Source organism: Streptomyces sp. NPDC048278, assembly GCF_040652195.1.
Lineage (GTDB): Bacteria > Actinomycetota > Actinomycetes > Streptomycetales > Streptomycetaceae > Streptomyces.
Map to the genome: position 1 here is coordinate 104,588 of NZ_JBEZLP010000028.1, position 12,753 is coordinate 117,340.

General features: G+C 70.0%; 12 protein-coding genes. 8 read left to right on the forward strand and 4 right to left on the reverse strand.

Annotated elements, in window-relative coordinates:
* Window positions 1–120 precede the first annotated feature (120 nt).
* From AB0D74_RS36525 to AB0D74_RS36545, 5 genes are all read left to right on the forward strand, one after another.
* Entirely contained in the window at window positions 121–306 is a 186-nt protein-coding gene (locus AB0D74_RS36525) for a hypothetical protein (protein ID WP_362596501.1), read from the forward strand.
* Window positions 303–1,181 (forward strand): hypothetical protein, encoded by an 879-nt coding sequence (locus tag AB0D74_RS36530; protein ID WP_362596503.1) that lies wholly within the window; start codon window positions 303–305, stop codon window positions 1,179–1,181. Before AB0D74_RS36525 ends, AB0D74_RS36530 begins: the two co-directional genes overlap by 4 nt.
* An 85-nt stretch (window positions 1,182–1,266) precedes the next feature.
* Entirely contained in the window at window positions 1,267–1,851 is a 585-nt protein-coding gene (locus AB0D74_RS36535; protein ID WP_362596505.1) for a sigma-70 family RNA polymerase sigma factor, read from the forward strand.
* Window positions 1,848–2,600, forward strand: coding sequence for an anti-sigma factor (locus AB0D74_RS36540; RefSeq protein WP_362596507.1), 753 nt, complete (start codon window positions 1,848–1,850; stop codon window positions 2,598–2,600). Before AB0D74_RS36535 ends, AB0D74_RS36540 begins: the two co-directional genes overlap by 4 nt.
* 1,342 nt (window positions 2,601–3,942) lie before the next feature.
* Window positions 3,943–4,596, forward strand: coding sequence for a fasciclin domain-containing protein (locus AB0D74_RS36545; RefSeq protein ID WP_362596509.1), 654 nt, complete (start codon window positions 3,943–3,945; stop codon window positions 4,594–4,596).
* Window positions 4,597–4,830: 234 nt separating this feature from the next.
* Here the strand turns inward: AB0D74_RS36545 and AB0D74_RS36550 are convergent, their stop codons facing one another.
* From AB0D74_RS36550 to AB0D74_RS36560, 3 genes are all read right to left on the reverse strand, one after another.
* Window positions 4,831–6,126 (reverse strand): cyclopropane-fatty-acyl-phospholipid synthase family protein, encoded by a 1,296-nt coding sequence (locus AB0D74_RS36550; RefSeq protein WP_362596511.1) that lies wholly within the window; start codon window positions 6,124–6,126, stop codon window positions 4,831–4,833.
* A gap of 409 nt (window positions 6,127–6,535) precedes the next feature.
* Entirely contained in the window at window positions 6,536–8,149 is a 1,614-nt protein-coding gene (locus AB0D74_RS36555; RefSeq protein ID WP_362596513.1) for a cytochrome c biogenesis protein CcdA, read from the reverse strand.
* A 286-nt stretch (window positions 8,150–8,435) separates the two neighbouring features.
* Window positions 8,436–8,744, reverse strand: a complete 309-nt coding sequence (locus tag AB0D74_RS36560; protein WP_362596515.1) for an STAS domain-containing protein — start codon at window positions 8,742–8,744, stop codon at window positions 8,436–8,438.
* A gap of 123 nt (window positions 8,745–8,867) precedes the next feature.
* Here AB0D74_RS36560 and AB0D74_RS36565 point away from each other — a divergent pair, with 123 nt between their 5' ends.
* Window positions 8,868–9,245, forward strand: a complete 378-nt coding sequence (locus tag AB0D74_RS36565) for a hypothetical protein (RefSeq protein ID WP_362596517.1) — start codon at window positions 8,868–8,870, stop codon at window positions 9,243–9,245.
* A gap of 356 nt (window positions 9,246–9,601) precedes the next feature.
* Here the strand turns inward: AB0D74_RS36565 and AB0D74_RS36570 are convergent, their stop codons facing one another.
* The gene (locus AB0D74_RS36570; RefSeq protein WP_362596519.1) at window positions 9,602–10,489 is read right to left on the reverse strand and encodes a helix-turn-helix domain-containing protein; all 888 of its coding nucleotides are present in this window, start codon (window positions 10,487–10,489) and stop codon (window positions 9,602–9,604) included.
* A gap of 77 nt (window positions 10,490–10,566) precedes the next feature.
* Between AB0D74_RS36570 and AB0D74_RS36575 the strand changes: the two genes are divergently transcribed.
* Together AB0D74_RS36575 and AB0D74_RS36580 are read left to right on the forward strand one after the other, a co-directional pair.
* Complete coding sequence (locus tag AB0D74_RS36575; protein WP_362596521.1) at window positions 10,567–11,427, forward strand: alpha/beta hydrolase; 861 nt, start codon at window positions 10,567–10,569, stop codon at window positions 11,425–11,427.
* A gap of 14 nt (window positions 11,428–11,441) precedes the next feature.
* Window positions 11,442–12,707, forward strand: coding sequence for an FAD-dependent monooxygenase (locus tag AB0D74_RS36580; RefSeq protein WP_362596523.1), 1,266 nt, complete (start codon window positions 11,442–11,444; stop codon window positions 12,705–12,707).
* The last annotated feature ends 46 nt before the right edge of the window (window positions 12,708–12,753 follow it).

Consider the following 12,753-nt stretch of genomic DNA (forward strand, 5'->3'; position numbering starts at 1 on the left):
CGCCACCCGGGCCGTCCTGCACATCGAACTCCGGCTCAGCCCCGACGGACCCCGCATCATCGAGGTCAACGGCCGCCGCGCCGGCGAACCCTGCGCGAACAGGTCTGGCTGGAACGGTTCGTGTGGACGCGCGCCACCGGCACCCACGTGTCCGCACCGCCCCACGCCGGCATCGACGACCGCATCGCGCACTGGATCGTCACCGGCCCCACCGCCGAAGCCTGCACCCGCCGCCGCGCCCTGGTCACCGACCACGTCTCGGTACACATCTCCCGCCCCGCCCACACCACGACCTGCACCACGTGACGACCGCCTCCGCCGTCCCGGGCAGGCCCCTGCCCGCACCGTCGGCACCCGCTCCGGTCATCGCCCCTCAGGCCGGCTCCCGGCACGCCCACGCCCTCCACGACCGCCATCTGACCGCCATCGCGGTCAACCCGCTCACCGCCGCAACACCGCCCTCCCACCGCGGCGTTGCAGCGGGCGATGGCTACGCCTCCGTCCTCACCCACGACGGTGACCTGCACCGTACGCTCACCACGTTGCGAGCGGCCGGAGCGGGGACGGTCCTGGCGGCAAGCCCGGCCGGCGTCGAACTCGCCGAACGGATCGCCTGGCACCTCCACCTCCCCGGCACCGGCGCCCCCGCCTCGACCAGCCTGCGCACCGACCTCGGCGCCCAGGCCAAGGCCCTGGCCCGAACGGGAATCGTGACCCCCTACGCCCTGCGCACGGCCCGCCTCGCCGAAGCCCTCTCCTGGGCAGGCTGCGTCCCCTCCCGGGCGTTCCGGCTCATGCCCGCCGCCTTCGGCACGGGCGCCGAAGTGGCCCACTGCCACAGCCACGGCCAGATCGCCCGTGCCTGGCCACGGATCCAGCACGCCGCCGTCCACCACACCGGTACGACAACCCTCGTCCTCCAGGAACTGGTACACGGCCACGAGTACCTGGTCGACTCCGTCACCCACCCCGGCCCCGGCGGCCCCACCCACACCGTCACCAGCATCTGGACATACCACCCGGCCGCGCCCGGCCGACCGCACCGGCACAAACTGCCTGAGGACGATGTCCTCGGTCGGCGGGGCGATGAAGGGCGCCGCGCGGTGGCTCCCTCTCAATCCGTGCGGACGGGCTTGCGGCGTGTTCCGGATGTCGCAGCCCTCTTCCACCTTCATGGGTGACAAAACCGGCGATGTTCTCGGACCAATCCCTCCGGGGTTCAGGATCGGATTACGTCCGGAGATATCCCGTTCACGAAGGATCCTTGTGAAAGAAGCCATCAGTATCGGTCCAAGTCCGTCGGCGAAGCCAGATCTGCAGGAGTTGATGGGCCAGGTCGCTCTGGGCGATGAAGAGGCGTTCGCTGCGGTCTACGACGCCGTGGCGGGGCCGGTGCTGGGAGTCGCCCGTGCCGTGCTGCGCGATCACGCGCATTCGGAGGAGGTCACCCAGGAGGTGCTGGTGGAGGTGTGGCGGACGGCGCCCCGCTACCGCTCCGACCGCGGCACGGCCATCAACTGGATCCTCACCCTGGCACACCGCCGGGCCATCGACCGGGTGCGTTCGGTGGACGCGGCGGCGGTCCGGGACCACAAGGCGGCGCTCATGGACCGGATCCCCGAGTACGACGAGGTGGCCGAGCACGTCGAGGCCCGCCTGGAGCGGGAACAGGTACTGCGCTGTCTGCGCACCCTGACCGAGCTCCAGCGGCAGGCCGTCACCCTCGCCTACTACCGGGGGCTGACCTACCGCGAGGTCGCCGAGGCGCTCGCGCTTCCGCTCGGAACCGTCAAGACCCGGTTGAGGGACGGCCTCATCCGACTCCGCGACTGCCTGGGAGTGACAGCGTGATCACCGACGACCTGCACCGGCTCACCGGTGCCTACGCCCTGCACGCGCTGTCCGAGGAGGAGCGCGAGATGTTCGTGCGGCATCTCGCGGACTGCCAGGCATGCGCCGAGGAGACCGCCGAGCTGTCCGCCACTGCGGTCCGGTTGGGGCTCGCTGTGTCCGTGCAGCCCGATCCGGAGATGCGCGGGCGGGTGCTGCACCGCATCACCGCGGTCCGCCAGGAGACGCCGGGCGAGAGGCCGGTGCCGCGTGCCGGCCGCGGGGCGGTGCGGGCACGCCTGCTGTCGCGGTGGGCGCTGGCCGCTTGTCTGGCTGCTGCCGGCGCGCTCGGCGGGGCCGCTGTGTGGCAGCACCGGCGGGCGGAGAGCGCGCGCGCCCAAGCGCATCGGGTCGAACAGAGAACGGAACAGGTCAGTGCTGTGCTTGCCGCGCCTGATGCCCGGGCACGGGCCGTGACGCTGTCTGGGACTGCCACCGGCACCGTGGTTGTCTCGCACCAGCGGGATCAAGCGGTCTTCGTGGTTTCTGGGATGGCCCAGGCGCCGGCCGGGAAGGTCTACCAGCTCTGGTTCGACGATGGTGGGACGATGCGGTCTGCCGGGCTGATGGACTCTGGCGGCGGCGCCCAGGCGGTCCTGCTGGACGGCACCGTCGATGGTGCGTCGGGCATGGGGATCACTGTCGAACCTTCCGGCGGTTCGAAACAGCCCACGTCCGCGCCGATTGCTATGACGCGGTTTCCGGCCTGAGCGGACCCGGCTCTCCGGTCCGGCGGGGCCGAGTCCGCAGTCGTGCGACGTTCGACCTGTCGGCCCGGACCGTGTGGCCCGGTGGCTGCGCCGGTCGCCCTGCCGGTCGGAGGAAGTCTTGGAATTCACGCGGCCCCGGTGACCGCGCGGACGGTGAGGCCGAGACCGGCGGCGACGACCAGCAGGGCTGTTGCGGTGGGGCCGACGCAGGACGGCAGGCGTACGGCGCGGTGGTGGCGGGGCAAGGGGCGGGTGGCGCGCTTCGAGTTGTCCTCACTGGTGAATGAGGAGCAGAGCGGTGAGGGCCGGAGGGGGCTGGGGAGGAAGCCATCGGGGCTTGGCGGATTGCCGGTCGGCACCGCAACGGACGAAGTCGCAGTGACCAGAACGGCAGAAAGGCAACGGGGACTGCCGGCCCGGAGGCACCACCACGCAGTATTGCGCGAGCGGAAGAAAGGCATGCCTGTAGCCGGACCGGTGACGGATTTGTTCCATGGTCCGAGCTGAATTGGATTCCTCGACAGCCAATTCGCGGACGGGTGCAGGGTTTTCCGGGCCGTCATTTGGTGGAGAGTCCGGTTGCGACACGATGCTGCCAACTGGGTCAAACGGTGAAAGTCCCTGCGCGGAAACCGAGATGGTCTGCTTGCGAAGGTGCTGCGGGTGGCGGCGCCGAAGCCGCCACCCGCGCGGACCCCTCGCTCCTGCCGCTCCCGACACGGTGACAGGTCACCTGGTCGCGGCGGGGGGATCGTCCGGTCCGCGCCGCCCCGTTAGCGACTGCGGACCGGAGACGTGGACTTCGTCCAGTCCCACTGCCGTGGACACACGGCTCGTGCCCGCGGTCGGGAGCCGCTGCCGCAGGACCTCACTCGTCACTCCGGAAGGTCAGGCATGGCGGCCTGACCGGAAGGCTGTGCTTCACCCGATCGCATGGCGGATGGTCCTCAGCCCGGCTTGGCGGGCAAGTGTCCGCAGTCAGGTGGTGCCTCGCGGCGGGTCGGCCCGCACGTGTCGCCCGGATCACCTTCATGGGTCTGAAGCGGACGGGTGCGGAACCAGGATTTTCCGCCGGGCCTCAATACCGGCCGCCCTTTCATCCGTAGCCGGTCGCGCCGTGGATTGGTCCGGAAAAAAGATTCATCCGATCGGGCAAACGGCCAATCCGCCGGGCCGCCGGGACCGGATTCCCCACGTGACCGACGAAGAGAAAGAACCGCGAACCATCGGGAAGTCACCCGTCGTTCAGCGGTTCACTCCAGTCGGCCGACAGACCTCGAACATCCATTCATCATTCCCGTCCACAGATGCCACGTATCGCAACAGCCACAGGAGATACACCATGACTACTCGTATTCGTCGTACCGCAGTCGTCCTCGCTGCCGCGGCAGTCCTTCCGCTGGCGTTGAGCGCCTGTTCAAGCGGCAGCGACTCCGAGAAGTCCGACGCCTCCACCAAGGCGTCCGCCTCCGCGGCGGCGTCCGACGACAGCATGCCCGGCGCCGGTGCCACGACCTCCGACCAGCCCTTCGGCACGGCCTGCTCCGGTGTGCCGAAGACCGGTGCCGGCTCCTTCGACGGCATGGCCAAGGACCCGGTGGCCACCGCCGCCTCCAACAACCCGGCCCTGTCCACGCTGGTGGCCGCGGTGAAGCAGGCCGGGCTCGTCGACACCCTCAACAACGCCCAGGGCATCACCGTGTTCGCGCCGACCAACGACGCCTTCGCGAAGATCCCGAAGGCCACGCTCGACAAGGTCCTGGCCGACAAGGCGCAGTTGACGAAGATCCTCACCTATCACGTGGTGGGTCAGCAGCTCACGCCCAAGGACCTGGAAAAGGGCTCCTTCGACACGCTGGAGAAGTCGAAGCTGACGACGTCCGGCTCCGGCGCGTCCTACACCGTCAACGACTCCGCGAAGGTCGTCTGCGGCAACGTCAAGACCGCCAACGCCAACGTCTACATCATCGACACCGTCCTGATGCCCACCAGCTGACGGACCACCAGCAGGACTGGGCACCCCGACCTCGTGGTGCCCGGCCGCAGGCCTTCTGTGACGGGGAGATGGGTGAGGGGCGGGGCACAAGCTCCGCCCCTCACCGCTGCGCCGACACGAGGCTTCACGACGCCGAGGGCTCGGCCGTCGCCCGGGAGGCACGCATCCCGTCGCTGAGGCCGCACCGCCCGGGGAAACAGCGGGCCCGGGCGAAGCGACTCGCGAGCGGTCCGCTCACGCGTACCAGTCGTGCGGCGTCGCAGCGATTCCCGCGCTCCCTCCAGGGGCCGGCCGTACGCTCAGGATCTGGTCGACTCCCATCCGCCGCTCCTCGAACGCCAGGGCCCCGCCGACCAGATACAGCCGCCACACTCGTGCCGCCTCCTCCCCGACGAGCCGCACGCACTCGTCCCACCGGTCTTCAAGGGTGCGGTGCCAGGCCGTGATCGTACGGACGTAGTGCTCGCGCAGCGACTCCACCGAGCGCACCTCCAGACCGGCCTCCTCCAGCAGGGTGACGGTCTCGCCGAGCGGACGCATGTGCATGTCGGGCGCGATGTACGCCTCGATGAACGTGCCGCCGCCGGGCGCCTTCGCGCCGCGGGACATCTGCTGCACCAGCACGCGCCCGCGCGGGCGGACGAAGCGGTGCAGGGCGGCGGTGAACGCCGGATACTCCGCGTCCCCGACGTGTTCGCCCATCTCGATCGTGGAGACGGCGTCGTAGCCGCCGCCCGAGATGTCGCGGTAGTCCTGGCACACCACCTCGACCAGGTTCTCCAGACCGCGCTCGGCGACCTGCTCGCGGACGTGGGCCGCCTGCTCCCTGGACAGGGTGACGGCGGTGACCTGCGCCTTGTGCCGTTCCGCCGCGTACAGGGTGAGCGAACCCCAGCCGCACCCGATGTCCAGCAGCCGTGCGCCGGGCCGCAGGGCGAGCTTGCGGCAGATCAGCTCCAGCTTGGCGCGCTGGGCGTCGGCCGGGGTGAAGTCCGCCTCGTCGCTGGTCCAGTACCCACACGAGTAGGCCATGGTCTCGTCGAGGAGGAGGCGGTAGAAGTCGTTGCTGAGGTCGTAGTGATGGCTGATGGCCGCCCGGTCCCGGCTCCTGCTGTGCAGGCCGCCGCGCAGTCGCGCCTGCGACGCGGGAGCGGGTGGACGCGGCCCGGCCGCGCCCAGGAGCACCGCAGCCCCGGTGGCACGGGCCAGCTCGGCGATGCCGAGCCGGGGCGCGTGCAGCCGGCGTTCGCGGACTGCGGCCCACATGGTGCGCAGCCCTTGTGCCAGGTCCCCTACGACGTCGATCTCACCGGTGACATACGCCTGGGCCAGGCCCAGTTCGCCAGGCTGCCACAGCAGGCGCCGCAGTGCGCGCCGGGAGCGGAGCACGACGACGGGTCCTTCGGCCGGGCCCGCCTCGCTCCCGTCCCAGGCGCGCAGCCGCAGCGGGAGGGGACCGCCGAGCGCGGTCTCGGCGAGCGAGGCGAGCCGGTGGGCGACACCGGGCCGGGTGGTCTGGGTGGTACTCATCGCGCGGGGTTCTCCTTGGTGAACGAGTACTGCTGCATGCCGAGGTGTTCACAACTCCGTCCGGGTGCGCAGCGGGCGAGAGGGAAGGCCGCACACGATCGGCCCCTCACGGCGAGGTTCGACCGCATGCCGTCGCCACGGCCGCCCAGCTGTCCGCGAACACCATGTCGCGCGTAATCCGAAGCCGCCGCGGCGACGGATTGGGCAGAGCCGACGGCAGGGCCGTAACCCCGGTGCCGAAGCGCGCGGGGGCCTCACGTATCCGGCCGGCCGGGCTGCTCCGCGGCTGTCTTCCAACCACGTGAGGGGCCCCGGGCTGGCCCACTGCAGGCAAGGACTGTTCACGGGCCGCCGACCGCCCCAGGCACGAAGACGTCTTGGAACGGCCGACGGCCGAACCGGACGGGGGTCATCCGAAGGTGAAGGAGTACGCCTGGATACCGGGTGTGACACGGAGTTCAAGACGCGTGGTGCGGGCCGACTTCTCGTCGACCAGGCGGTACAGGGTGGGTGTCCCGGAAACCGGGACCGTCTTCACCGTCTTACCGTCGACCAGGACGGTCACTGTGCCCGTGCCTCCGAGGACGAGGTTGACGTTCTTCGCCCGGTAGGTGAAGGCGAGGCGGGCGTTGTCACCTGCGGTGAAGTACTGGTAGCCGGCCGTCCATGTCCCCTCCAGGGAGAGGCTATTGACCGGGATGTCGGCGGCGAAGCGGTACGTCGTTGCCTTGTCGGACTGGAGCGGGTCGCCGACGTAGCCGCTGATGCGCTGGTTGCTCAGATAGGTCTCCGGGGTGCGGTCCTTGGTGAGCTGATCGTCCTTCTGCCCCGTCTTGGGCGGCAGTTGGATGTTCGGGTTCGCCTGCTTGAGGAGCGTGCGGATCAGGTCCTCGGTCTGCGCGTACTGGCCTTCGCCGAACTTGAAGTAGCGCACGGTGCCGTGGGCGTCGATCAGGTACTTGGCGGGCCAGAACCGGTTGCGGTAGTTGTCCCAGGTCGTCAGCTTGTTGTCGAGGGCCACCGGGTAGGCGACGCCGAGCTTGCGTGCCTGGCTCGCTACGTTGGAGGCGTTCTTCTCGAACGCGAACTCCGGGGAATGCACCCCGATGATCTCCAGCCCGGAACTCTTGTACGTGCGGTTCCACGCCTCGATGTACGGCAGGCTCCGCTGGCAGTTGATGCACGAATAGGTCCAGAAATCGATCAGGACGACCTTGCCGCGCTCCTGCTTCAGATCGATGGGCTGCCCGCCGGGCGTATTCAGCCACTTCGCGATCCCGGCGATCGGCGGCGCCTGCCCGCAGGAGCGCAGTTCATCCACGCCGTCCTCGCAGCGCGAGAGTTCCTTGTTGGAACTGTCGTACAGACCCGACAGCTTCTGCCGGGCCACGTCACTGTCCTCGATCTTCTGCTGCGCCGCCGACGTGTAGTCCGGCAGCGCCCGCTGGATCACGTCGGTGACATTGAAGGCCAGGGCGAGCGCGAGCGCCATCATCAGACAGCCCGCCACGATCCGAAGCTTCCTGGCCCGCTTGCGGAACGCACCGATCCGCTCGGCCACCCGGCGCCCCGCCAGCGCGAACACCAGCAGCGGCAGCGCCGTACCCACCGCGAACGACACCGTCAACGCCACAATGCCCAGGCTCAGTTCACCCCGCGCACCCGCCACCGTGATCGCCGCCAGCACCGGGCCCGCGCACGGGACGTAGAGCAGGCCCAGACCAAGACCCAGGACGAACGCGCTGCCCTCCTTGTTGACCTGCCGTTGCGGGATCCGCGCGAACGGCTTCTCCAGCAGCCGCTCCACCGGCGGGAACACCAGCCCCAGACCGATCATGACCAGCAGCGCCAGACCGACGTAGCGCAGGATGTCGTCCGGCAGACCGAGCGCGGAGATGATCGTCACCCCGAGCAGAGTGAAGAAGCTGAAACTCAGCACCAGGCCCACGACCACGGCATACGGCCGCCGATTACGCACCGGCACCGCAGGCGGCGAATCGGCGACCAGGACATCACCCGCCACCGCCGTAGCTCCGTCACCCTTTCGCGCATCCATACGCGCCCCCGCGTCACCGGGAGGGCCCGCCCCCGCCGGACCTCCTGGTCCTCCCGCCAGGAACACCACCGGAAGCACCGGCAGGATGCACGGCGACACGGCCGTGATCAGTCCTCCCAGCAGCCCGATCAGAACCAAAGTGACCATGCGATTCAGCCTCCGGAAAAGGCGCCGGCCCACCCGGCGCGCTCACTCCTGATCCGAGACTGCTCGCCCGCACGGATTGGTCCAGGACGTACCTGGCCCTGCGGATTCACAAGTGCAGCCGTGCGAGAGCCGTGGAGACGCAACGCTCCACCGGGGCTTGTACGCCGTCTTTGGAGGGCGTGCTCGCGAGGGTGGTGTGGCAGTCGATGACGGAGTCGAGGCCGACGAGTTTGATGACGGACGCGACGGCGTCGGCGGCGCCGGCCGGGCGCAGCCATCCGCCCACGGCGTTGAGGGCGTGGTAGCAGTTGATGAAGGTGTTGATGCCGGAAGAGTCCAGGAACGTCACGCCTCGCATGTCCAGGACGATGCTGGGCCCCGTGTGTGTCGGCAGCAGCGGCCAACGGCCGCCCACGTGCCGCCAGTGCTTCGGGGCCGGCAGGGCGGCGCTTCTTCGGTGAAGCCCGTACCCGGGTGGGTGGGCTCCTCCATCGTCGGAGTGGTGGGGATTACGGGGGTTGAAGGGGCGGGGGACGGGGTGCCGTTCACGCAGGTAGCGGCGGTGTTCGACGACCGGACCCGGGACGCGTGCGTGGTGGTGCCCGGGATCATGGGCAGCGTCCTGGAGGACGTGGTGACGGGCCGCCCGCTGTGGGGCGTTGACCTGGCGATGCTCACCAACTCGCTGACCGGCCGGGGCCTGCTCGGCATCCTGCGCGCGGACGAGCGGGCGCGGGCCGCCGACGCGGAGACGGCCCGGCGGGCGCCGCTGAACCGCATCCGTGCCACCGCGTTGCTGGCCAAGCCGTGGTGGTTGCCCGTCTTCGAAGGCCTCGACCCCTACAGCGACGTCCACAAGGCGCTGACGGGCGTGGTCCTGGCGCCGGAAGCGGTGGCGCCGTTTCCCTACGACTGACGTCTGGCCGTCGCCTACAACGGCGCGCTGCCGGCCCGCGCGGCGCGAACCCACCTGGAGCGGTGGCGGGAGCGGGTCCGCACAAGCGCTGCATGATGCCTTGGGACTCCAACGGGCACGGGTAACAGCCCTTTCCCTGAGAGCCGAGGATCTGACGACCGATCGGCTCTCCGGTCAGCAGCTCACCTTCGACCGGCAGACGGAAAGTGCCCGGCGCCTTGAACCGGTCCTCGATCGTATTGCCGCAAGATGGCCTGGCTCTGTGGGGCCGGCAACCCTCGTGCGCCCTTGACCGCTGAGCGCCGCCGGACCCGCCTCCGCAGGTGACCGCGGCGATGTTCACGGCGGTAGCCGTCTCACCTCCGGCGGGCCACAGAGCCAGAGATCCATGGAGACGTGAGGCTTGATGGTGTTCCGCGGCTGGGCCATGCGATGTCGTCAACGGCGAGAAACGGCTCGCCTGCCATGGTCGCGGGGGTTGCCCCGGTGAACGCCATGACGTCCCGATGCAGGTGGGACTGGTCGGCGTAGCCGGCGTCGGCCGCGACTCGGGCCGCGCCTTCACCCGCGACCAGGCGGTGGACGGCATGGTCGAAGCGGACCAGCTTCACGGCGCGCTTGGGCGGCAGGCCGAGCTGCGATCGGAACCGGGACCACAGGCGCTTACGGCTCCATCCGACCTCGGTTGCGAGCCCGTCGACCCGGGCCAGGCCACGGCTGTCGACGATGCGGTGCCAGGCCCAGGCCACCTCCGGGTCTACCGGCGGACCCGCTTCATACCGACGGGCGAGCAGCGCGTCCGTCAACGCGAAGCGACCCTGCCACGACGGGACATCGCCGAGTTGCTCGCGGATCCGGGACGCCTCCCGGCCCCATAGGTCGCTCAGGGGCACGACGGCGTCGTCGAGGTCGGCGGGGGAGGCGCCCAGAACCGCGCGTGCGATCACCGGGGACAGGCGCACCTGCACGCACTCGACGTTCTTTCCCTGCGCCCGGACCGCGCCGCCGGTCCCAAGCCCGGGCCCCGCGACGAGGCTTCCCCGCTGCTGACGCCCAGCGGCACAGTCAAGGACGGGCGAGCCGGCGCCGAACTCCAGGAGTAGCGTCACGGCTGGGTGCGGGACCATCCGGAGCGCGTCCAGGTCACGGACGCGGAACCCGGCCATGGTGAGACCGGCCACCCTGCTGGGCCGCTGCGGGCATGCGACGTCCCACACAGCTGCACCGTGCATGAAAGTCCGCACCGTCCCATGCTAGTCGAGTCGGCTGAGGGGAACATTTATCCAATCCGCCGACGGGGACCGGCAGCGACAGTGGGCTCATGACTGTTTCTGACGGCGGACCGTACGTGAACGGCGACGCCGAGGCCACCGAGAGTTCGACCCTGTCGCTGGACGACGGTGACATCCACGTGTGTCAGGACGGCCCCCGCGACGCCCCCGTACTCCTGCTCATCCACGGGTCCGCATCCTCGACCCGCTCGTGGGACCCGCTGGTTCCGCTGCTGACCGGATCTCACCGCGTCATGCGGATCGACCTGCTCGGGCACGGCCGGTCGGCCAAACCGGCCGACCGCAGCTATGCGCCCCCGGACCAGGCACGTCGGGTCGGCGTGACACTGGACCGGCTCGGCGTCGAGCACGCCGTGGTCGTAGGCCATTCCAGCGGCGGCGTGGTCGCCACCGCCCTCGCCGAACAGCGACCCGACCTGGTGACCGCGCTCGTGCTCATCAACACCGGCCCCAGCCTGGACGCCTTCATCGCACCGCAGTCCGTCCCCATCGGGCTTTCGCAGTGGCCACCGACCGACGAGCAGATCCGCGGGTTCGCGAGCACCGGTTTCAGCCGCGCGGGCTACCAGATCCCACCGGAGCTCCTGGACGACGTGCGCCGCATGACCCACCACACGCTCACCACAACGATGCAGACCACCCGCGACTACCTGGAGCAGCGCGCGCTCCCGGACCGGCTGACGGCCCTCGGCAAGCCGCTACTGGTGATCTTCGGCGAGGACGACCGCAGGTGGCGATCCTCATCCGCCGCCGACTACCACGCTGTTCCAGGCACGAAAGTCCAGTTGCTGCCCGGTCTCGGACACTCACCCATACTCGAGGATCCCCCACGGACCGCCACCCCCCTGCTGGCCTTCACCACGGTCCACGCCGTACGGGTGACTGAATGACAAGGAGGGGTGCCATGCGGATTCTCGTCTCGGGCGCCAGCGTCGCCGGTCCGGTGCTGGCGTACTGGCTCACCAGGCACGGCTTCCATGTCACCGTCGTCGAGCGCGCGCCGACTCCGCGCAAGACCGGCGGCCACGCCGTCGACCTGTTCCGGCCCGCGGTGAACATCTCGGAGAAGATGGGCGTGTTTGCGCGCATCGAGGAGCGGGCCACCGGCACCAACCGGATGACCGTCCACCAGGAGGGCGCACGACGTTCCGTCCGGGTGGACCTCTCCAAGATCTTCAGCGCCACCTCCGACCGGCATCTTGAGATCATGCGCGACGACCTGAGCGAGATCTACCACGACGCCGCGCGCGACGACGTCGAGTACGTCTTCGACGACTCGATCACCGCGATCTCGCCCGACGGCGAGGTGCGGTTCGAGAACGCCGCACCGCGCCGCTTCGACCTCGTCGTCGGCGCCGACGGGCTGCACTCCAACGTGCGCCGCCTCACCTTCGGCGACGAGTCCCGCTTCAGCGCCTTCACCGGGGCGTACCTCGGGGTACTGACCCTGCCGAACGTCACCGCGCTCGACGGCGAGCTCCTCATCCACGTCGGCGTCGGCCGAACCGCCGGCATGTACGGCGCGCGGCACCTCGGCGACGCGCGGGTGTTGTTCCTGTTCCGGAGCGAGCGCGAGCTCGACTACCACCACCACGACGTGCCCCGGCAGAAGGAACTGCTGCGCGGTGCGTTCGACGGCATGCACCCCGACGTGGACCGCTGGCTGGACGAGCTCGACCGCACCCCGGCGTTCTACTTCGACTCGATCACCCAGCTCCGCATGGACACCTGGTCGCGGGGGAGGGTGACGCTCGTCGGCGACGCGGGCTACTGCCCCGGCCCGGCCGTCGGCGGCAGCACCAGCCTGGCCGTCGTCGGCGCGTACGTCCTCGCAGGAGAGTTGGCGCGGGCGGCCGGTGACCACCAGCGCGCCTTCCCCGCCTACGAACGCGCGATGGCAGAGCACGTGCGCGGCAGCCACGAGGCCGCGCTCAGCGCGGCGAAGACCCTGATCCCCACCTCACGCCTCGGCGTTCTGGGACTGGCCCAGGGCGCCCGCCTGATCTCCGCCCTGCCCGCGCGGCCCAGCCGCGCCCTCCTCCGCCTCACCACCAAGAGCGCACGCCTCCACAACTCCATGACCATCGACGACTACCCGCCGTCGCCCACTGCATCACGAGGCCGGGTCGGCCTCGCGGGCGACCCCGGAGGCGGGCTGGGGGTGGAGTGAGGAGTGCTCGCCGCCCTGCTGCCGACCCGGCTCGCGAAACTCAGTG